Origin of the sequence: Mitsuaria sp. CC2 (assembly GCF_048957715.1) — a bacterium.
Taxonomy (GTDB): domain Bacteria; phylum Pseudomonadota; class Gammaproteobacteria; order Burkholderiales; family Burkholderiaceae_C; genus Roseateles.
On sequence record NZ_JARVXN010000042.1, the window covers coordinates 60,574 to 80,265 of the forward strand.

Genomic DNA, 19,692 nt, shown 5'->3' on the forward strand with positions numbered 1-19,692 from the left:
CCTGGCTGGCCGGGATCGGCAACCCAGGCATCGGCAATCGTCGTGCCAGTAGGACATCCTCAGCGATGGGCCTGCAGCCATTCCTCGACGGTTTTTGCGCTGGTACCGACCGCGTCGACCGCATGTCGCAGCAACTCCGGCGACACGCCGAAGCGCTCGCCCCAATAACGCAGTTCGTAGTCGTCCTGCACGTTGACGCGATGGCGTTCGCTGTTGTGAGGGCTGGAAGTTTCTTCGGACATGACGATCGCTCCCGGAGGACAAGGGCGAACAAGGCGGGAAGGCCTGGGCGTGAAAGGCTCAGTGGCGCGTCAGCGCGTCAGCGCGGCTTGCGCGACGGCGGCACGCGGCTGCTGTCCTCGCCGTCGAGCGTGGCCCCGGGATCTTCCTCCCCGGCGACCGATTCGTCGAATGAATGATCCGGCACCGCCGGCGGGCCGGGGTCGTGCGGACGCGGTCCGGCCGGCGTGGCGCCCTCCTTGGCGCCGTCCTTCCGGTGCTCCCCGGCGTTCTCCGTCCCCGGCTCCGGCGCGGGTCCCGAAGGCGTGTCGATCGCGTCCACGGGCGTGGGAGCGTCAGGGCCGACCGAGGTCGACGGCGAATTCGTGGCGTTCATGGCATTCCCCGGCAGGCTGCTGGCCGACACGAAGCGTCGCTTGCCAGCGCGCTTGGCGGTCGTCATCGCCGTTTCGGCGAGCCGCATCAGCGACTCCGCCTGGCGGCCGTGGTGAGGGGCAAACGCGATGCCGACGCTGGCCGTGATCGACGCGTGATCGCCGTCGGGCAGCCGGATCGGCTCCGCGATGGAGGCCAGCATGCGCCGCAGCACCGGCTCCGCCTCGTGCTCCGCACGCAGCGCGGTGAGCAGCAGTGCGAACTCGTCGCTGCCCATGCGCGCCACCAGATCGTGCCCGCGCACGGCGGCCAGCAGCCGCTGCGCCACCACGCGCAGCACGACGTCGCCGGCCTCGTGGCCGAACTGGTCGTTCAGGTCCTTGAAGCCGTCCAGGTCCACCCAGCACACCGCGACCAGCCCGACGCGCTCGCCCAGCAGCGTCATCGCGCCGGCCAGCCGCTCGGTGAAGCGCACGCGGTTGGGCAGGCCGGTGAGCGCGTCGTGCACGGCCAGATGCTGCGCGGTGGCTTCGCTTTCCTTGAACGCGGAGATGTCGATCATCATCCAGAGCGATTCGCGCTCGGCCACCCGCGCGCCGCTGAGGTCGATCCACACCGGCGTGCCGTCCTTGCGCCGCATCCTCAGCTGCCGGCGGTAGCGCCGGCCTGCCTCGATCGCCGGATAGGCGGCGTCGCCGACCTCGCGGAAGCTCTCGTCGTCCAGGTAGAGCGGCCGGGTCGTCTGGCCGTGCAGCTCCCCCGGCGCGTAGCCGAACAGCGACGCCAGCGCGCGGTTCTTCCAGACGACGGTGCGATCGCGCAGCCGCATCATGCCGACCATGTCGTTGTCCAGCATCAGCGCCTGCTCCAGCGCGAGCTGCTGCAGCCCGATCGCCGCGCGACGGTCGCGGCGCTGCTGCAGGAAGACCAGCACGGAGCAGCCCAGCACCGTCAGGATCACCACGCCGGCCAGCGCCGCCTGCTGCACCACCTCGCCGCGCCAGGCGGCCAGGAATTCGGCCGTGCTGGCGCCGGTGAAGATGGTCAGCGGATAGCCTCGCACCTGGCGGTAGCAGGTGATGCGCTCGATGTTGTCGAGCCTGGTCCGCGTCATGTACCAGCCCTGCCGCGGGTTGGCGGCGATCTTGCGCATCAGGTCCTCGGACACGATCACGTCGCCGATGCCGCGGATCGAATGCGGCTCCGTGGCGGAATAACGCGCGATCAGCCGCTGGCTGCGCGTGCGCAGCGAGATGGCGCCTTCCGCGCCTATCGTCAGGCCCTTGAAGCTCTCGATGAAGTGTTCGGTCGACAGGGTGGTGTAGACCACGCCGGCGAAGCTGCCGTCCTCGTTCTCGAGCCGGCGGGACACGGCGATGCCCCACTTGTGCAGCACGCGGCCGAAGAGCGGCTCGGAGACGACGACATCGTCGCTGCGGCCGTCGCGGGCGCGCTGGAAGTAGTCGCGGTCGCCGACGTTGAGCATGCCTTCCTCGCCCGCCAGTCCGTACACGACCTGGCCGCGCGCGTCGGTGATGCGGATCGCGTCGACCTGCGGCAGCAGGCTGCGCTGGTCGGACAGGGCGCGCTCGATCCCGCGCCGGACCTGGTCCGGGTCGCCGCTCGTGCGCCGGAACTGCAGCGCCAGCGTCGACAGCGCGTTGTCGACCTGCTTGAGTTCGGCGCCGATCTCGATGCTGAGGCTGGCGGCCAGGTTCTCGGTGGTCTCGCGGGCCCGGGTGAGGTCGGAGTCGCGGCCGGCCTGCAAGGCCAGCCAGGTGGCGGTCACGATCGCCGCGGCGATGACGAGGTTGCCCGCCGCGAGCCACCAGGCCAGTCGCGTCAGTGAGCGGGGAGCGTAAAGGGGCGGGCGGTCCATCGGAGGCGTTGCGGGCGAAGCGGTCATCCTAACCGCGTCGGGGGTGGTCGAGCGACCGGTCGCCCGACGCTCACCAAGGTCGTCGCGGCGCACGCTTTCGGGTCGCCGCGCAACGCCGACGCGAGGGCCCTCGCGTCCTCCTCCCGCCTCTTGGAAACCGGATCGACCGGTGGTTGAAAGGAATCGAGATGAATGCACCGACAGAAGTTTCAGATGTCAGGGTGACGGCTCCCGGACCGGTGGACGCCGCGACCGACGCGACGGGCTGGTGGCCGTGGCTGACGGGAGGCGTCACACAAGCGTGGGAGTCGTGGAATCAGATGACGGCTGCGTGGTGGTCTGGCAGCTCCGGCGATTCCCGGATTCTCGACCTTGGCCTTCTGGACGAAGGCACCCAGGTGCGCTCGCGCAACTTCGGCGACACGATGCTGGTGGAAGTGGTCTCTCCGGACAACAGGGCCATCAGACGGTATGGCCCCAGTAGCGACAGCATCGACACGGTTCGCGTCAACTTCGACGACCGCTGCGAGCCGATGGATATCGACACTCGGACCTTCGACGAAGGCCATCTGACCTACATCACCGGTGATTCGTCCGGTGCGTCTCCAGGAGACTCTTCACAAACGCAAGGGCGGTGCGACATCCTTTCCCAGGGCATTCCAATCCCGTCCGATACGCCTCTGCTGCCTCCGCTTCAGCCACAACCTGCGGTGATCTGAGCGCGTTATCCGCCGCGGAGCTGTCGCTCCAGGCCGTCGAGCACCTGGTAGCAGGGCAGCACCTGCGCGACGCCAGCCTCGGGCTCCCGGCCCTCCCGGATGGCCGCGATGAACTCGCGGTCCTGCAGCTCGATGCCGTTCATCGAGACCGCCACCCGGCTGACGTCCACCGTCTCGTCGCGGCCGGTGACGAGGTCGTCGTAGCGGGCGATGTAGGTGCCCGTGTCGCCGATGTAGCGGAAGAAGGTGCCCAGCGGCCCTTCGTTGTTGAAGGACAGCGACAGCGTGCAGATCGCCCCGTTGGCGGCCTGCAGCTGAAGGCTCATGTCCATCGCGATGCCCAGCGTCGGGTGGATGGGCCCCTGCAGCGCGTTGGCGCGCACCACGGGGCTGCCGCACTGCCAGGCGAAGAGGTCCACGGTGTGCGCGGCGTGATGCCACAACAGATGGTCCGTCCAGCTGCGCGCCTGGCCCAGCGCGTTGGTGTTGGTGCGGCGGAAGAAATAGGTCTGGACATCCATCTGCTGGATGTTGAATCCGCCGGCCTCGATGCGGCGGCGCACCCACTGGTGGCTCGGGTTGAAGCGCCGCGTATGCCCGCACATCGCGACCAGGCCGGTCTCGCGCTGGCGTCGCACGACGGCCTCGCCCTCGGCCAGCACGTCGCACAGCGGGATCTCGACCTGCACATGCTTGCCCGCGTCCAGGCAGGCCAGCGCCTGTTTCGCGTGCAGCTGCGTCGGCGTGCACAGGATGACGGCGTCGACGTCGTCGCGCGCGAGCGCCTCGTCGAGTTCGGTCGTCGCGTGGCCGATGCCGTACTTTGCGGCGGTCTCACGCGTCTTGTCGAGGTCGCGGCTGATCAGCGACACGACCTCCACGCCGTGGATCTGCTTCAGCGCGTCGAGGTGCTTCTGGCCGAAGGCGCCGGCGCCGGCCAGGGCAATGCGGATCGGTGCGGTCATGGGGTCTTTCGGAGGTTCAGGGGTTCTCGAGGATCAGGTGACCCACGGCGGTGTTGGAGGCGGGCACGTGATAGAAGCGGTGCGCGACGCGCGGCGCGGAGGCGTCTGCCGAGCCCGCCGGGCCCGCCGGGTCCGCGGACTCCGCGAGATCGGCCATCGCGCCGCGGGCGATCAGCCACATCACGAGCTCGATGCCCTCGGAGCCCGCCTCGCGGACGTAGTCCAGGTGCGGCATCTCCGCCAGGCCGCGCGGGTCCGCGATCAGGCGGTCCATCCAGGCGTTGTCCCACTCGCGGTTGATCAGGCCGGCGCGCGGTCCCTGCAGCTGATGGCTCATGCCGCCCGTGCCCCAGACCTGCACCCGGAGCGGCGTGTCGAAGCTCTCCACCGCGCGGCGGATCGCCTGCCCGAGCTGCAGGCAGCGCCGGCCCGACGGCACCGGATACTGCACGACGTTCACCGCCAGCGGGATCACCGGCACCGGCCAGCCGGTCGCGCCGGCCGGCTGTTCCCCGAACATCAGCGACAGGGGCACGGTCAGGCCGTGGTCGACCGTCATGCGGTTGATCAGCGTCAGGTCGAAGTCCTGCTGGATCACGCTCTGCGCGAGGTGGGCGGCGAGTTCCCCGTGGCCGTGGACCGTCGGCACGGCGCGCGGGCCCCAGCCTTCGTCGGCGGGTTCGTAGCGGTCGGCGGTGCCCAGCGCGAAGGTCGGGATCATGTCCAGGCTGAAGGCGTTGGCGTGGTCGTTGTAGACCAGCACGATCGCATCGGGGCGGTGGGCGTCCATCCAGCGGCGCGAGGGCCCGTAGCCCGCGAAGAGCGGCTGCCAGTACGGGTCCCGCGTGCGCCCCTGGTCCATCGCGACGCCGATCGCCGGCACGTGGGAGGTGTAGACGGACGCGGTGATACGCGCATGCTGGCTCATCGGGGCGTTCCCTTCGTGTCCTGCCGGCTCTCTTGCCGGGTGTCTTGCCGGGTGTCTTGCCGGGTGTCGCCCCTCGTCGCGGCGCTCGCGTCGGCGGCCACCTCCGGGGCGACCGCCGCGTGGCGCGGCGTGCCGTCGGGCCGACGTCCGCCGGCCAGCATCATGTCGCGGTAGTCGGTCTCGCTCATGCCGGTCATGCCGGCGGCCATCTGCTGGTAGCTGCGGCCGTCGGTCGCGCCGATCTTGGCCAGGAAGTAGATGTTGCCGCCCAGCCGGATGCACTGGTTCAGGTCGCGCGCCAGCACCGCCTCCTTCTGCGCGGCCGTCATCGCCCACTCGTCGAGGTAGGCGCGTTCGTCGGCCTTGAAGCGCGCGCGGTTCTCGGCCTTCATCAGCGACATGCAGAACTGGTTGAGCCAGTAGCCCTTGCGCGCCTGGTCGGCGTCGAAGATGGTCGTGCCGGGGATGTCCTGGTAAGGCTTGGCTATGGGCATGAAGGTCTCCATCAGCGCAGTGTCAACGCATGTGCTCCGGCCAGTACAAGCGCATCGGGTTGTCGACCAGCAGCTTCTGGCGCAGCTCGGCGGTGGGCGCGATGCGCGGGATCACGTCGACCAGCAACCCGTCGTCGGGCATGTGGTCCTTGAGGTTGGGATGGGGCCAGTCCGTGCCCCACAGCACGCGGTCGGGGAACGCCTCGACGACGCGCCGCGCGAAGGGGATGACGTCTCGGTAGGGCTCGGGTTCGCCGTTCAAGGCGGGCGGTCCGGCCACGGACAGTCGCTCGGGGCAGGTGACCTTGCTCCAGACGAAAGGGTGCTCGCGCAGGAAGCGCAGGAAGAGCGCGAACTCGGGCCCGTCCACCGGCTTCGTGACGTCGGGGCGACCCATGTGGTCGACGACGACCGTCGTCGGCAGCGCGCTGAAGAAGTCCCACAGCTCGGGCAGGTCCGGCGCCTCGAAATAGATGACCACGTGCCAGCCCAGCGCCTTCACGCGCTGCGCGATCTCCATCAGCTCGTCGCGCGGGGTGAAGTCCACCAGCCGCTTGACGAAGTTGAAGCGCACGCCGCGCACGCCGGCGTCGTGCAGGTCCTTCAGCTGTTCGTCGGTGATGCCGCGGCGCACCGTCGCCACCCCGCGCGCGCGGCCGCCGGACGCCCGGCACGCGTCGACCATCGCGCGGTTGTCATCGCCGTGGCAGGTGGCCTGCACGATCACGTTGCGGCTGAATCCGAGCCGGTCGCGCAACGCGAAGAGCTGCGCCTTGCCTGCGTCGCACGGCGTGTACTTGCGCTCGGGCGCGTAGGGGAACTCGGCGCCCGGGCCGAAGACATGGCAGTGCGCGTCGACGGCCCCGTCGGGCAGCCGCAAGCGCGGCGTCGACGGATCCTGGTACCAGTCGAGCCAGCCCGGGGTCTTGTCGAAGCCGCCGGAGGTCGGGAGCGTCATCGCTTGTCCTTCTTCGAAATCACAGCTTGGGTCGGGCGATCTGTGCCAGGAGCCGGTCGGCTTCCGTGCGCCAGTCCGGGCTGCGGCCGAAATCCGCCTCACCGCGTCGGCCGAAGACGCCGTCCTCGGCCAGATCGGCCATCCAGGCCTGGCGCTCGGCGGTGCCTTCGGCGCTCCACGGCGTGAGGCCGGCGTCGCGCACCGTCTCGGCCACTTCGCGGACCTCCTCGCTGCGGCGGCGCCCGTGCTGGATCACGCGCTGGAAGAAGTAGGCGGCCTGCGTCTCCCAGTCGATGCCCGGGAAGGTTTCCTTCAGCGAGGCGAGCACCGCGTCCTCGACGCCGTAGTGACGCGCGGAAGTGAGGCTCTCGATGACCATCGCCTCCAGCCCCTTGATCATCACACTGCGGCACATCTTGGTCGCGCTGACGACGCCGATCTCCGCACTGCCGACCGTGGGCGCGAAGCCCAGCTGCCGCAGCAGCGGCTCGGCCGCGGACGCATGCGGTCCGCCGAGCAGCAGCGGCACGCGGATGCGGTAAGGCGGCACGCTGGTCATGACGGCGCCTTCGACGTAGCGGCCGCCGGTCGCGTGCACCGCGTCGGCCGCCGCGCGCTTGACCTTGGGCGACGCGGAATTGAAGTCCAGCACGAGGGTGTCCGGCCGCAGCCCGGCGGCGGCCGCGCGCGCGGCATCCAGCGTCTGGCTGGCGGTGACGGCGCTGATCACGAGGTCGGCCGGCGTCGCCACCATGGTCGCGGAGGCGCCCAGTTCGACGCCGAACTCGACCGCGTGCTCGCGCATCGTGTCCGCGTCGCTGGACGGGGATTCCAGCTTCAGGTCGTAGGCGCTGACCGCGACGCCGGCGGCGTGCAGATCCTCGGCCAGGATCCGGCCGACCTCGCCGTAGCCGATCAGGCCGACGCGAAGGGGCCGGGGCGGGTTCTGAGCTTGGGGAACTGCAGCGTTCATGGTCAGTCCAACGAGATGTTGAGTCGCTTGATCAGGTCGGCGTACTTGGCGGACTCGCCGGCGATGAAGGCCTGGTACTGCTCCTTCGTCGTCGGGAAGACGTCGTAGCCGAAGGTGGCGTAGCGTTCGCGGATGTCGGGTTCGGCCAGCGCGGCCTCGATGTCGCGCTGGATCTTCTCCTGCACCGCTTTCGGCAGGCCGCGCGGCGCGGCGATCGTCGTCCAGCCGGTGACCTCGTAACCGGCGGGGCCGCCGGATTCGCTGACGGTGGGCAGGTCGGGGAAGGCCGGATGACGCCTGGGCCCCGTCACCGCGATGAAGCGGATCTTGCCGGCGCGCTGCAGCGGGCCGGCGGTGGCCATCGAGCCGAGCGCGAAGTTCAGTTCGCCGTTGGCCACGGCGGTGTAGAGCATCGTGGTCTCCTTGTAGACCACGTGCGTCATCTGCGTCTTCGTCATCGACTCCAGCTGCGCCGCGCCCAGGTGCACCGGGTTGCCGACCGACCAGGAGCCGTAGTTCAGCGCGTTGGGATGGGCCTTGGCGTCGGCCACGATGTCGCCGACGGTCTTGTACTTGCTGGTGGCCGGCACGCCGACGAAGAAGTAGGTCTTGAACAGCGGCGCGATCGGATCGAAGTCCTTCACCGGGTCGTAGGGCAGCTTCTTGAACAGGTGCGGATAGACGACGAGGTGGACGTTGTCCAGCTGGATCAGGTCGTGGCCGTCGGTGGCGCCGCGCTTGAAGGCGTCGATGGCGATGAAGCCGTTCGCGCCGGGCTTGTTCTCGACGATCACCGGCCTGCCCCACTTCTTGGAGAGCTTCTCCGCGACCACGCGGGCGACCGTCTCCGGTCCGGCGCCGGCGGGGAAGGGCGTGAGGATGCGCACGGGCTTGGTGGGCCAGTCCGCCGCAGGAGCGCCTGGCGCGCTGGCCTGGGCGGCGGCCAGCCGCGGCATCGCCGAGCCCAGCAGCAGGGTCGCGAGGGTCAGGCCTTGCCCGAGGCGGGCAAGGGTCACGCGGCGATTCGTCAGGGCAGTCATCGTCGTTGTCTCCGTCGATCTCTTGTCGTCGGCGCCCTCTGGCGGGCGGGGCGCTCGGGTGGATGGGGACTGCTGGGTCCTGCGGGTCCTGCGGGTCCTGCGGGTCCTGCGGAAGGTGATCTCAGTCGATGTAGCGCAGGCCGGCCTTGGCCAGCGGCTCGCGCATCCTGTACATGTCCAGGCCCAGCACGCCGGCGGCGAACTGCTCGCGCTTGGCGCCCTCGTTGGCCTCGCGGGCGGCGGCGGCGTCCAGGGTCTGGCGGGCCAGCGCGGCGGGCACGCAGACGATGCCGTCGTCGTCGGCGACGATCACGTCCCCGGGGTGGACAAGCGCGCCGGCGCACACCACCGGGATGTTCACCGATCCCGGCGTCGCCTTGATGGTGCCCTTGGCGGAGATGCACCTGCTCCACACGGGGAAGTTCATCTCGTTGAGCGTGCGCACGTCGCGCACGCCGCCGTCGATGATGAGCGCGCGGGAACCGCGGGCCTTGAAGGAGGTCGCGAGCAGGTCGCCGAAATAGCCGTCGCCGCATTCGGAGGTGACGCCTGCGACGACGATGTCGCCCTCGCGGATCTGCTCGGCGGCGACATGCAGCATCCAGTTGTCGCCGGGTTGCAGCAGCACGGTGACGGCCGTGCCGGAGACCGCGACGCCGGTCTGGATCGGTCGCATGTAGGGCTTGAGCAGGCCGACGCGGCCCAGCGCCTCATGGACGGTCGCGGCGCCGAAGGAGCCGATCGCGTCGGCGGCGGCGCGATCGGCGCGGGTGATGTTGCGGTAGACGACACCGAGCTCGTACATGGCGGGTTCCTTCTTCGGAGGTTCTGATCGGGAATCTGGGGGATCTGTGGGATCTGTGGGATCTCGGGGATCTGGGGAGCGGGCGGTGGCGCGGGCGCTTGCTGCGCGCGTTCAGACCGCCGGTGAGGCGAGGCCCAGCCGCCGGCGCAGCGCGTCGTGGCGGGGGGAGGCGAAATCGTCGGCCACGCGCTGCGCGGTGGCGGGTTCGGCGCTGCTGGCGGCGACGGCGGCGGTGAAGCGGGTGACGATCTCCAGTCCGGGCGGCATCGGGCCGAGGATCGTCAGGCCGTCGTGTCCCAGGAGCTCGCTCAACTGCTGGAAGCCGAGGTCGACATCGCCCTGCGCCACGCTCTTCGCCACGGGCACGCCGGCGGGCGATTGACGCAGACGGTCGGCGAGGGCGTGGCGCAAGCCCCAGTCCTCTAGCAGCTTCAGCAGCGCCTGGCCGCTGGGTCCGGTCGAATACCCGATGGCCCGGGCGCCGAGCAAGGCCTGACGCAGCGCGTCGGCGGTGTCGACGGCGGGGCGGGCATGGCCTTCCGGCGACGCGATGAACATGGGCGAGTCGGCGATGGGCCGCAGCGAGCCGGCGCGCAGATGCCCGGCGCCCAGCAGGCGTTCCATCGCCTCGGCGGCGAGCACCACCAGGTCCAGTGCTTCGCCCGCTTCGACGCGCCGGGCGGCATCGACGCCGCCCATCGATTCGAACCGGACTTCCAGGCCATGCGCGGCGGTGTAAGCGGCGGACAGATCCGCCAGCAGGGCACGGGTGGCCATGGAGGAGAGGCCGGCGAGGGGAGCGATCACGGGGGCGGTCCGGAAGCGGTCGAGTGGGCGGATTCTGGTCCTGTCGGCCCGGGCCATCCAGTTCTGGGTTCCACTAGCTGCTATTCCGTTCCGGCATGACGCGGATGTGGGGCCATGCCGGTTCGTGAGAGCATGCGGGCATGAACCTGACGCAATTGGAGACTTTCGTCCATGTGGCCGAGCACGGCAGTTTCAGCAAGGCGGCGATGGTGCTGGGCGTGGCGCAGCCGGCGCTGAGCCGGCAGGTGCGCGCGCTGGAGACGGAACTGCACGAGACCCTGCTGCTGCGCAACGGCCGCGGCGTGGAACTGACCGAGGCGGGGCGCCGGCTGCTGCAGCACGGGCAGGACATCCTGAACCTGGTCAGCCATGCGAAGGACGACCTGCGCGCGCGGCGCAGCGAACCGGTGGGACAGATCACGATCGCGATGCCGCCGACGCTGGCGCGGCTGCACACGCTGGCGCTGATCCGGGCCTTCCAGGCGGAGATGCCCCAGGCGCGGCTGACGATCATGGAGGGGTTCTCGGTGCACCTGACCGAGTGGCTGCTGACCGGGCGGACGGACCTGGCGCTGGTCTACAACCCCGAGCCGGTGCCGGCGCTGGAGATCCTGCCGCTGCGTCGCGAGCGGCTGTGCCTGGTCAGCCCCAAGGACCAGGCGCCGGCGCGGCCGCCGACCCTGTCGCAGCTGTCGCGGTATCCGCTGGTGATGCCGCAGCGCGGCCACATCTTCCGTGCACTGATGGAGCAGGCGGCGGCGATGGCGGGGGTGCAGCTCGACGTGCGCTGGGAAGTGGCGAGCGTGCCGGCGATCCTGGACTGCGTCGCGGCCGGCATCGGCCATGCGGCGCTGGGCGAGGACGCGCTGCAGATCTACGAGAAGCCGGAGCGTCTGGTCACGACGCCGTTCGCGAAGGCGGACATCCAGAGCACGCTGTGCCTGGTCACGCCGACCAGCAAGCGGGCGACGCCGTTGTTGCAGCGGACGGCGGGGGTGATCATGAAGATGGTGGGGGATCCGCGTTGATCTGCCGTCAGCCGGCAAGCCAGCCGGCGGGTGTCGCGACAGAAATCCGGCGTTCCGTTGACGTGCCTCAAAAAAATCTCTGCGCGACAACGTCATGCTCCACGAAGCCGCGACGCCGCGCATCGCCCCGAGTGGGGCCATGAGGAGGGAAGACCAATTCGGGAGATTGGCGGAACTCGGGGGGAGACGGGGACGCGTGGGGGACGGCGGGAAGGGCGACAGGGAGAGCGATGCGCGTGCCGCTCAAGCCGCCTTCTTCGCCGGCGGTTTCGCGCGCTTCACGTACTGCGGCAGGAAACTCCGCTTCTCCTGGCCAAAAGCGACCGTCACGCTGTCCGACGTCGCCTCCACGACGACGCCGCCGCCGTAGCGCTTGACCCGGACCGCTTCGCCCGGCTGGAAGACGATCGCGGCCGCGACGACCGGCGGGGTGTCAGGTGTTGCCCGCGCCGCGCCCGACGAGGCATCGATCCCGCGTTCGCGCTCGTGCGCATCGAAGCGCTCGCAGTTGTCGCAGCCGTGGCAGCGGTCGAAATCCGCCGCCTCGTCGAAGGCCTCCAGCATCACGCGCCAGCGGCACAGGCCGCTCTGCGCGTAGAACACCATCTGTTCGAGCCGGCGTCGGTCCTGACCGGCTTTCGCTTCATAACGGGCCAGCGCCGCCATCAGCGACGCCACGTCGCCCGGCGCCGGATCGGCCAGCGCGAACGCGTCGCCGTCTTCTGTCAGCCAGCCTTCGCGGACCAGCAGGCCCGTCAAGACCTCGAGCTTGTTGCGCGGCCGGGTCAGACGTTCCCGCAGCGCGTCGAGCGTCCAGCCGGTCTCGTCGGGAGCGTCCGTGCGCAGGGCTTCCATCACTGCTTGCGCATCGGCCGGCGCCGGATACCGGCCGTTGAGGAAAAACTGCTGCACCGCGCGGTCGCCCGGGACGAACAGCAGCGTGCAGTCCGCGCGCCCGCCGTCGCGGCCCGCGCGGCCCGACTCCTGGTAGTAGACGTCCAGCCCGGCGGGGACCTGGTAATGGATGACGCATCGGATGTCCGGCTTGTCGATGCCCAGGCCGAATGCGTTGGTCGCCACCATCACGCGCGCCTCGCCGCGCATGAAGCGGTCCTGCGCCTCGTGGCGCTGCGCGGCGCGCAGGCGGCCGTGGTACAGCGCCGAGGACACGCCCGCGCCCGCCAGCGCTTCGTGCACGGCCTCGGCGGCCTTCACCGTGGCGGTGTAGATGATGGTCGAGGGCCGTCGGTCCGCCTCCGCGTTCGAGTGCGGAGCCGACGCCGACGCCGGATCCGGATCCGGATCCGAGCCGGCGACCAGGGCCAGCAGCCGCCGCAGCTTGTCCTCCTCGTCCGCCAGCGGCTCCACGCGATAGTGCAGGTTGGGACGGTAGGTCCCGGCGATCAGGCAGCCCGCGGCGGGAATGTCGAGCTGGCGCGCGACGTCCTCGACGACTTCCGCCGACGCGGTCGCCGTGAGCGCCAGCACGGTCGGCCGACCGAGGCGCTCGCGCGCCTCGCCGATGCGCAGGAACGCCGGCCGGAAGTCGTGCCCCCATTCGGAGATGCAATGCGCCTCGTCGACGACCAGCAGATCGGTCGGCCGCTGCGCGAGCCGCTCGACCCAGTCAGCGTCGGCCAGCCGTTCCGGCGTCAGCAGGACGACCCGCGCGCTGCCGTCGAGCGCCGCCGCTTCCTGCGCCTCCAGCGATGCCGCGTCCAATCCGCTGTGCACCTGCGCGCAGCGGATGCCGAGCGCGCCCAGCCGCTCGCACTGATCTTTCATCAACGCGATCAGCGGGGAGACGACCAGCGTGCGACCCGGCAGCAACGCCGCGGGCAGCTGATAGCACAGCGACTTGCCGGCACCGGTCGGCATCACCGCCAGCGTGTTCAAGCCGCGCAGCACGCGATCGACGACGTCCTTCTGGCCCGGTCGCCAGACGCGCAGCCCGAAGCGGCGGAGTTGCTGAAGGACAAGGCGTTCTGAAGGAACCGGACGGCGCGTGGGCATAGGTCGCTGGAGGGGGCAGGGTGGTGTCCCACCCTCAGCAAGCCGCGCACCCGAAGCCTGTCCCCTGTTCGCAAGCCGGGCACAGAGGTTGCCAAGTGAAGCCATGCCGCCCCGCGTGAGACGCATCGCGTCGCAGTGCGCCACGCGTCGGGGCCCGACCCACGTCACAACATTCGGAGAACCTCATGATCAGCACCATCCTGCTCGTCATCCTCATCCTGCTGCTCATCGGCGCCTTGCCCTCCTGGCCTCACAGCCGCAGCTGGGGCTACGGGCCCAGCGGCGGCCTGGGCCTCGTCGTCCTGATCCTCATCGTCCTGCTGCTGCTGGGATACATCTGACGACGCCGTCGATGTCCCACACCAGCCCGCTCAGACGCGTCCGTTGAGGGCGCGCGCCGCGGGCACGGAGGGCGGTCCCCTGCCGGGGGCTCACGCGCCCAGCAGCGACTGCCCGCACACCCGCAGCACCTGACCGGTGAGCGGGTGTGCCCCCGGCGACGCCAGGAAGGCGATCGCCTCCGCCACGTCCGCCGGCGTGCCGCCCTGCTTGAGCGAGTTCAGGCGGCGTCCGGCCTCCCGCACCATCAGCGGCATCCGGCGCGTCATCGCGGTCTCGATGAAACCCGGCGCGACCGCGTTGACCGTGCCGCCGCGTGCGTCGAGCGTCGCGGCGCGCGCCCCCACGTACCCGATCAAGGCCGCCTTCGACGCGCTGTAGTTGGTCTGTCCGGCGTTGCCCGCGATGCCGCTGATCGACGACAGGCAGATCTCCCTCGCGCCGGGGTTGAGCAGTCCGGCGTCGTCCAGCCGCGCATCGATCGCGAGGATCGCCGCGACGTTCACCGCCATCACGGCGTCCCATTCCGACGGCGACATGCGCGCCAGCGTCCGGTCGCGCGTGATTCCCGCGTTGTGCACGAGCACGTCCACGCCGTGCAGGCGACGCACCGCGTCGAGCAGTTCGTCGACGGCGCCCGGCGCGGTCAGGTCCGCGGCCAGCAGCGATCCGCCGATCTCGCGCGCCAGCGCCTCCAGCGGCTGGCGCGCGGCGGGCACGTCGACGCACAGCACGCGCAGGCCGTCGAGCGCCAGGCGCCGCGCCGTGGCCGCGCCGATGCCGCCCGCCGCGCCCGTGACGAGCGCCACCGGCGCGCGCTGCGGATCGAGCGGCGGATCGACGTCCTTGCGCCAGGACAGCACCTGCCCCGACACGTAGGCGGAGCGATCCGTGCCGAAGAATCGCAGGGCGCCGGCGAGCGACTCCATCGAGGCCGCGCCTTCCTGCAGCACCAGTGCGTTGGCCGTCGCGCCGCGCCGGCCGACCTCCTTGGCCAGCGCGCGGACGAAGCCCTGGACCGCGGCCAGGCACGCCGCTTCCGCCGCGCTCATGACGCCGGCGGAGGTCAGCGCGAGCACGCGTGCGCCCGGCGCGAGCCGGACCATCGCCAGTTGGGCCTGCTCGAACAGCGCGCGCAGGGCCGCCAGGTCGCGGCATCCCGTCGCGTCGATCACCAGCGTCCTCACGGGCCCGTCGCCGCTGGGCATGCCGCCTTGGCCCACGATCGCCGCGAGCAGCGAGGGCAGCGGCGCCGCGCTGCCCGGGGCGATCGCGAGGACCGGCCGTCCGGCGAGTTCCTCCTCGACCCAGGCGTCCTGCCGACGAGGGAGCGGCACCGGTTGCGGCAGATTGAACAGGCGCGCGATGCGGCGGCCGAGCGGGTGCCGGACGAAGGTGAGCAGGCGGTCGGTCATGGAGGCAGGGTAGGCGGCGCAGGCAGGGTCGCCGCCGAGGGCTGGGAACGGCGCGCAGTGTAGGCGCGGCCGGACATGCCGCCGCTCAATGTGAACCCGATGCGTGTCTCCCGTTCGTCCGAGTGCGCGAACGGGGCGCCGCCGTGCATCCGAGCGACCGCGTCGACGATCGACAGACCGACGCCGTAGTGACCCAAGGGAGCGGCCGGCTCGTCCCCGCCCGCCGCCTCGCTGCTCATGAAGCGGTCGAACAGGCGCGGCAGCCGCTGCGCCGGAATGACGGGTCCCGTGTTCGCAACCCACAGGCGGACCCGGCCCGAGCGATGGCCGTCGATGCCGACGCGCAGCACGCTGCCGGCCGACCCGTAGCGGGTCGCGTTCGCGATCAGGTTGGACAACGCGCGCTTGAGCAGCGCGGCATCGAAATCGCCCGCCGCCTCCCCGTCGACGCGCAGCGACAGGCCCGCCTCCTCGACGGCCGCGTCGTGGTACTCGGCCACTTCCGCGGCCAGGGCCGCGAGGCTGTCGACCCGCTGCCGCCGCGCGCGCTGTCCGCCGTAGGCCCGCGACAGGAACAGCATGTCGCCGACGATGCCCTGCATCCGACGCAGCTCCTCGAGGTTGGCGCCGAGGCGGTCCCTGGCCTCGGGCGGGAGATCGAGTTCGCGCAGCGTGACTTCGGTGCCGGTGATCAGCGTGGCGAGCGGCGTGCGCAACTCATGCGCGACGTTCGCGCTGAACGCCTCCACCTGCGCCTGCGTCCGACGCTGCCGTTCCAGCATCGCGGTCAACTGGTCGACGCGCTGTCGCAGCGCGCGCAGCAATCCGCCGGCGCTGCGCAACGATGACAAAACGGTCATCCGCATGTCCGCCTCATGTCAGCACCAGAGGCATAGAGTTGTTTCCAAGGCGTTTGAAACGCGCGCCGACGCAGCGGCACCGATCGCCGCCCATCGCTCGACGACGAAACGATGGAAAAAGCGATCGATGTCGTGTGCAGGATCACTTTCAATCCAAGGAGTTTGACCATGACCAACTTCAAGAAGCTTTCCATTCCGATGGGCGTCGCCGCGCTGGCGGTCGCGCTGAGCGTGCCGGCGTTCGCGCAGGTCGAGGAAGAGATCGTGTCCGGTCCCAAGTCCCGCGACCAGGTGATGGCGGAAATCGAAGCCGCACGCATGGACGGCAGCCTCGACAAGTTGCAGGGCGAACAGAGCTACGCCCCCGACTTCGACGAGGCCAAGGGCATGGACGTGCAGTACTCGAATCACCAGGCCGATGCCGACGTGACAGTGGGCATGTCCGGGGACACGAGCACGCAGGTGCAGTTCGCCTCTCCAGCGGCAGGCGGCAAGACACGTGCCCAGATCATGGATGAGTTGGAACAGGCTCGCGCCGATGGGTCGCTGGACCGTATGTGGAGCGAGCAGGGATATGCGCCGGAGTTCGAGGCGGCGCATTCGTATCGTCGTTGATCGCTCCCGATGCCCGGCACGGGCCGCGACGATCCGCCCCCGGATCGGAGCGAGACAGTGCCGACCTGACGGACCGGACGATATACGCGGGATGACCTGACCATGCATTGACGGCCATCCGACTTCGAGCAACGGGGCTCCCATGAGGGAGCCCCGCTTTCGTTTCCGGGACGTCGTTTCCGGGACGTCGGTTCAGGGACCTCGTCTCGGGGTCGTCGTTTCAGGGGCGCCTCACAGGCGGGCGACGTCGAGGATCGCCTGCGCGAAGGCCTTCGGCGCCTCCTGCGGCAGGTTGTGGCCGATGCCGCCCGTCAGGTCACGGTGCTCATACTTGCCGGCGAACTTGCGGCGGTAGCCGGTCGACGGCGGATGCGGCGCGCCGTTGGCGTCGCCTTCCAGCGTGATCGACGGGATCGTGATCGACGGCGCGGCGCCGATGCGGGCCTCCACCGCGTCGAAGCGCGACTCGCCCTCGGCCAGGCCCAGGCGCCAGCGGTAGTTGTGCACCACGATCGCGACGTGGTCCGGGTTGTCGAACGCGGCGGCGCTGCGCGCGAAGGTGGCATCGTCGAAGCGCCATTGCGGCGACGCCAACTGCCAGATCAGCTTCGAGAACTCGGCCCGGTACTTTTCGTAGCCCAGGCGGCCGCGTTCCGTCGCGAAGTAGTACTGGTACCACCACTGCAGCTCGGCGGCCGGCGGCAGCGGCTGCTCGTTGACCTGGCGGCTGACCAGCAGGTACCCGCTGACGGACACCAGCGCCCGGCAGCGCTCGGGCCACAACGCGGCGAGGATGCCCGCCGTGCGCGCGCCCCAGTCGCACCCGCCGACGATGGCCTGGGGGATGCGCAGCGCGTCCAGCAGCGCGATCGCATCGCGGGCCAGTGCGCCCTGCTGGCCGTTGCGCGGTGTGTCGGCGGAGAGAAAACGCGTCGTGCCGTAGCCGCGGGCGTACGGGACGACGACGCGGTAGCCGGCCGCCGCGAGCAGCGGCGTCACCGCCTCGTAGGTATGGACGTCGTAGGGCCAGCCGTGCAGCAGCAGGACCGGCGGTCCGTCCGCCGGGCCGGCGTCGACGTAACCGACGCGCAGGTCGCCGGCGTCGATGTGCTTCAGCGTGCCGAAGGCCGGTGCGATGGCGATGCCCGCCGCGCCGGAGGTGGCCGGGGCAGCCTGCACGGCTCCCGGCAGCAAGGCGCCCAGCGGCAGTGCCGCGGCAGCGCTGGCAGCGCCCAGCGAGGCGCCGAACTGCAGGAACTGGCGGCGGATCGGATCGGTCTGGTCGTGGCGGTCGGTCATCGGGAACTCCTGTGTGTGGTGGCGACCACCGCAGTGGACGTCCGCGATGTATCCCGGCCTTGTCAGCATCGCAGCGCGTTCGCATGCCGGTGTCGTTCCAGGGCGTTCCTATACACAGGCATACAAAGCCGGCACACGACCGACGGCCAGGCGGACGGCAAAGCCAATGAATGAGCCGATGACAACGCCGATTTCTGATATCGATCAAGCCAAGCCCTATCTTTCCGGCCGCTTCCTTCCTAGCCTGCCCGGACCGGGCGCGCAGGGCGTCCGGATTCGGGGCGCGAGCCCGCAGAGGAGGTGTTGATGAACGGGGTCTTGTCGGATGAGGTCGTCTACTTTCCGTCGCTGCAGACGATGCCGGCCGAGTTGCGCGCGCTGCGCGAACTCGATCGGGTGCGCAAGCGCAGGATGCTGCCGTTGATCACGCTGTCCCCGTTGCAACGGATCCCGGACGTGGTGGACTTCCGCCGCGCCGCGCAGCAGGCGGGCGAGGCGATGCAGGAGCTCCCGCATTGCATCGACCTGGGTCGTGTGCCGCTGGACCATGCGCTGGCCTGGCGCCGCCTGGCCGACCCGTCCCAGGGGTTCCGGACCTGGCGCGAGTTCGCGCAGGCGCATCGCAACGCGGTGCCGGTGGTGCTGATGCCCGAAGGCGCCAGCGAACGGGCCGTCGCGCTGCAGGCGGCCGCGCTCGAGCGCGAGTGCGGACTGGTGGTGCTCCGGCTGCGCGGCGCGGCGCCGTCCACGATGGTCGTCGAACGTGCGTTGCAGGCGCTGGAGGACCCACGGCGTGCGCTGGTGGTGCTGGACTTCGGCACCGAGCGCGAGTGGCTGCTCGGCTGCGCCGGCATCGGGCGCGACCTGCTCCTGCGCTGGCGGGCGCGGTGGCCGGGACTGCGGGTCGTGGTGATGGGCAACAGCTTTCCCGCCGCCGCGCAATGGTTGGGCACGTCGTCGCCGGAGGACAGCCCGCGCTCGGGACGTCTCGCGATCCTGGAGCGGGAGCTGCATCGGCGGCTCGGTGGGTTGACGGTCGTCGGGTACGGGGACCACGGCGCCGTGCATGCGCCGAGCGAACCAGGCCCCGAACTGCCCAGCGGGCATGTCCGCATCGATTATCCCTGGCAGGGCGAATGGCACTTCGAGCGTCGACGGCGCGCCAGCCCGGACGACGCCAGCCGCGAGGCCGCCGAGGCGGTCGTCGCGGAGGCGCCGTGTTTCGGCGAACGCAAGTTGTGGGGCGAGCATGAGATCCGCGAAGCGGCCCAGGGCCGGGTCTTCACGCGCACCCGCGAGGCGTGGACCGCCATCCGGGTCAATCTGCATCTGGCGACGCAGGTCGACGAGATGACGGTGGAAGCGGCGGGCGGTCGACCGGCGAAGTCGAACTCGGCCGCCACCTCGACTTCGTGAAAACCGCCGGCCGGCGACAGGTGGCGGCGAAGCCGGTCGGCGCGGAAGGGCTTGCGAGGCTCTCTATACTCGCGCCCCATGCGCCGCTGGCTCACCGTCTTCCTGCTGTTCCTGCTGCCGCTCCAGCTGAGCTGGGCGGTGGCGGCGACCTATTGCGCGCATGAAGCCGACCCGGCGGTGAGCCATGTCGGGCATCACGAGCATCGGCATGAGGCGTCGGGCGACGCCGCCGGTGCCGGTGCCGGTTCAGACCTGGCCCCGGAGGTCGCGAAGCTCGGGAAGGCCGCGGATCAGACTTCGGAGAAGGCCCCGGAGAAGGCCCCGGAGAAGGCCGCCGACAAGGCGTTGACCTGCGTCGACGACGACTGCGGCTTCTGCCATCTGGGCCACAGCCAGCCGGTCGCGAGCACGCCCATCGTGCTGCCGGCCCTGGCTGGTCCGGTGACTTCGGCCGCCATGTCCGAGGTGTGGTCCACACGCGGCCCTGACCGCCGGGAGCGGCCGAACTGGCACGCCGCCTGATC

At 70.5% G+C, this 19,692-nt stretch carries 20 protein-coding genes; 6 read left to right on the top strand and 14 right to left on the bottom strand.

Going from position 1 to position 19,692, the window contains the following annotated elements; translation table 11 throughout:
• Positions 1-59 precede the first annotated feature (59 nt).
• Entirely contained in the window at positions 60-242 is a 183-nt protein-coding gene (locus PV762_RS26765; protein ID WP_088404346.1) for a DUF3606 domain-containing protein, read from the bottom strand.
• Positions 243-319: 77 nt separating this feature from the next.
• Entirely contained in the window at positions 320-2,494 is a 2,175-nt protein-coding gene (locus tag PV762_RS26770) for a diguanylate cyclase domain-containing protein (protein WP_421038043.1), read from the bottom strand.
• Positions 2,495-2,682: 188 nt separating this feature from the next.
• On the opposite strand from PV762_RS26770, the gene PV762_RS26775 reads away from it, so the two are divergent.
• Positions 2,683-3,213 carry a hypothetical protein gene (locus PV762_RS26775; protein WP_421038044.1) on the top strand — a complete coding sequence of 177 codons (531 nt, stop codon included), beginning with the start codon at positions 2,683-2,685 and terminating at the stop codon, positions 3,211-3,213.
• A 5-nt stretch (positions 3,214-3,218) separates the two neighbouring features.
• On the opposite strand, the gene PV762_RS26780 is transcribed toward PV762_RS26775, so the two are convergent.
• From PV762_RS26780 to PV762_RS26815, 8 genes are all read right to left on the bottom strand, one after another.
• Positions 3,219-4,178: a Gfo/Idh/MocA family oxidoreductase gene (locus tag PV762_RS26780; RefSeq protein WP_421038045.1), complete on the bottom strand. Its 960-nt coding sequence runs from the start codon at positions 4,176-4,178 to the stop codon at positions 3,219-3,221.
• Positions 4,179-4,194: 16 nt separating this feature from the next.
• Positions 4,195-5,106, bottom strand: a complete 912-nt coding sequence (locus tag PV762_RS26785) for a class III extradiol dioxygenase subunit beta (protein WP_421038046.1) — start codon at positions 5,104-5,106, stop codon at positions 4,195-4,197.
• Positions 5,103-5,600 (bottom strand): protocatechuate 4,5-dioxygenase subunit alpha, encoded by a 498-nt coding sequence (gene ligA / locus PV762_RS26790; protein ID WP_421038047.1) that lies wholly within the window; start codon positions 5,598-5,600, stop codon positions 5,103-5,105. The genes PV762_RS26785 and ligA overlap by 4 nt, the downstream gene beginning before the upstream one ends.
• A 22-nt stretch (positions 5,601-5,622) precedes the next feature.
• Positions 5,623-6,558 carry an amidohydrolase family protein gene (locus PV762_RS26795; RefSeq protein WP_421038048.1) on the bottom strand — a complete coding sequence of 312 codons (936 nt, stop codon included), beginning with the start codon at positions 6,556-6,558 and terminating at the stop codon, positions 5,623-5,625.
• Positions 6,559-6,577: 19 nt separating this feature from the next.
• Positions 6,578-7,531 carry a DUF1932 domain-containing protein gene (locus PV762_RS26800; protein ID WP_421038049.1) on the bottom strand — a complete coding sequence of 318 codons (954 nt, stop codon included), beginning with the start codon at positions 7,529-7,531 and terminating at the stop codon, positions 6,578-6,580.
• A 2-nt stretch (positions 7,532-7,533) separates the two neighbouring features.
• Entirely contained in the window at positions 7,534-8,571 is a 1,038-nt protein-coding gene (locus tag PV762_RS26805; protein ID WP_421038050.1) for a Bug family tripartite tricarboxylate transporter substrate binding protein, read from the bottom strand.
• Between the two features lie 121 nt (positions 8,572-8,692).
• Complete coding sequence (ligK, locus tag PV762_RS26810) at positions 8,693-9,376, bottom strand: 4-carboxy-4-hydroxy-2-oxoadipate aldolase/oxaloacetate decarboxylase (protein WP_421038051.1); 684 nt, start codon at positions 9,374-9,376, stop codon at positions 8,693-8,695.
• A 111-nt stretch (positions 9,377-9,487) separates the two neighbouring features.
• The gene (locus PV762_RS26815) at positions 9,488-10,183 is read right to left on the bottom strand and encodes a substrate-binding domain-containing protein (protein WP_421038052.1); all 696 of its coding nucleotides are present in this window, start codon (positions 10,181-10,183) and stop codon (positions 9,488-9,490) included.
• A gap of 140 nt (positions 10,184-10,323) precedes the next feature.
• Between PV762_RS26815 and PV762_RS26820 the strand changes: the two genes are divergently transcribed.
• A complete protein-coding gene (locus tag PV762_RS26820; protein WP_421038053.1) occupies positions 10,324-11,211 on the top strand; it encodes a LysR family transcriptional regulator in 888 nt (295 codons plus the stop codon).
• Between the two features lie 243 nt (positions 11,212-11,454).
• On the opposite strand, the gene PV762_RS26825 is transcribed toward PV762_RS26820, so the two are convergent.
• Positions 11,455-13,224 (bottom strand): RecQ family ATP-dependent DNA helicase, encoded by a 1,770-nt coding sequence (locus tag PV762_RS26825; protein WP_421038054.1) that lies wholly within the window; start codon positions 13,222-13,224, stop codon positions 11,455-11,457.
• Positions 13,225-13,409: 185 nt separating this feature from the next.
• Here PV762_RS26825 and PV762_RS26830 point away from each other — a divergent pair, with 185 nt between their 5' ends.
• Entirely contained in the window at positions 13,410-13,565 is a 156-nt protein-coding gene (locus PV762_RS26830) for a DUF3309 family protein (protein ID WP_421038055.1), read from the top strand.
• A gap of 90 nt (positions 13,566-13,655) precedes the next feature.
• On the opposite strand, the gene PV762_RS26835 is transcribed toward PV762_RS26830, so the two are convergent.
• Both PV762_RS26835 and PV762_RS26840 read right to left on the bottom strand, forming a co-directional pair.
• Complete coding sequence (locus PV762_RS26835) at positions 13,656-14,978, bottom strand: 3-oxoacyl-ACP reductase (protein ID WP_421038056.1); 1,323 nt, start codon at positions 14,976-14,978, stop codon at positions 13,656-13,658.
• A complete protein-coding gene (locus PV762_RS26840; RefSeq protein ID WP_421038057.1) occupies positions 14,975-15,838 on the bottom strand; it encodes an ATP-binding protein in 864 nt (287 codons plus the stop codon). Before PV762_RS26840 ends, PV762_RS26835 begins: the two co-directional genes overlap by 4 nt.
• Positions 15,839-15,949: 111 nt before the next feature.
• Here PV762_RS26840 and PV762_RS26845 point away from each other — a divergent pair, with 111 nt between their 5' ends.
• The gene (locus PV762_RS26845) at positions 15,950-16,453 is read left to right on the top strand and encodes a DUF4148 domain-containing protein (RefSeq protein ID WP_421038058.1); all 504 of its coding nucleotides are present in this window, start codon (positions 15,950-15,952) and stop codon (positions 16,451-16,453) included.
• 231 nt (positions 16,454-16,684) lie between these two features.
• Here the strand turns inward: PV762_RS26845 and PV762_RS26850 are convergent, their stop codons facing one another.
• Positions 16,685-17,752 (bottom strand): alpha/beta fold hydrolase, encoded by a 1,068-nt coding sequence (locus PV762_RS26850; RefSeq protein WP_421038059.1) that lies wholly within the window; start codon positions 17,750-17,752, stop codon positions 16,685-16,687.
• 306 nt (positions 17,753-18,058) lie between these two features.
• Here PV762_RS26850 and PV762_RS26855 point away from each other — a divergent pair, with 306 nt between their 5' ends.
• Complete coding sequence (locus tag PV762_RS26855; protein WP_421038060.1) at positions 18,059-19,168, top strand: beta family protein; 1,110 nt, start codon at positions 18,059-18,061, stop codon at positions 19,166-19,168.
• A gap of 78 nt (positions 19,169-19,246) precedes the next feature.
• Positions 19,247-19,690, top strand: coding sequence for a hypothetical protein (locus PV762_RS26860; RefSeq protein WP_421038061.1), 444 nt, complete (start codon positions 19,247-19,249; stop codon positions 19,688-19,690).
• Positions 19,691-19,692 lie beyond the last annotated feature (2 nt).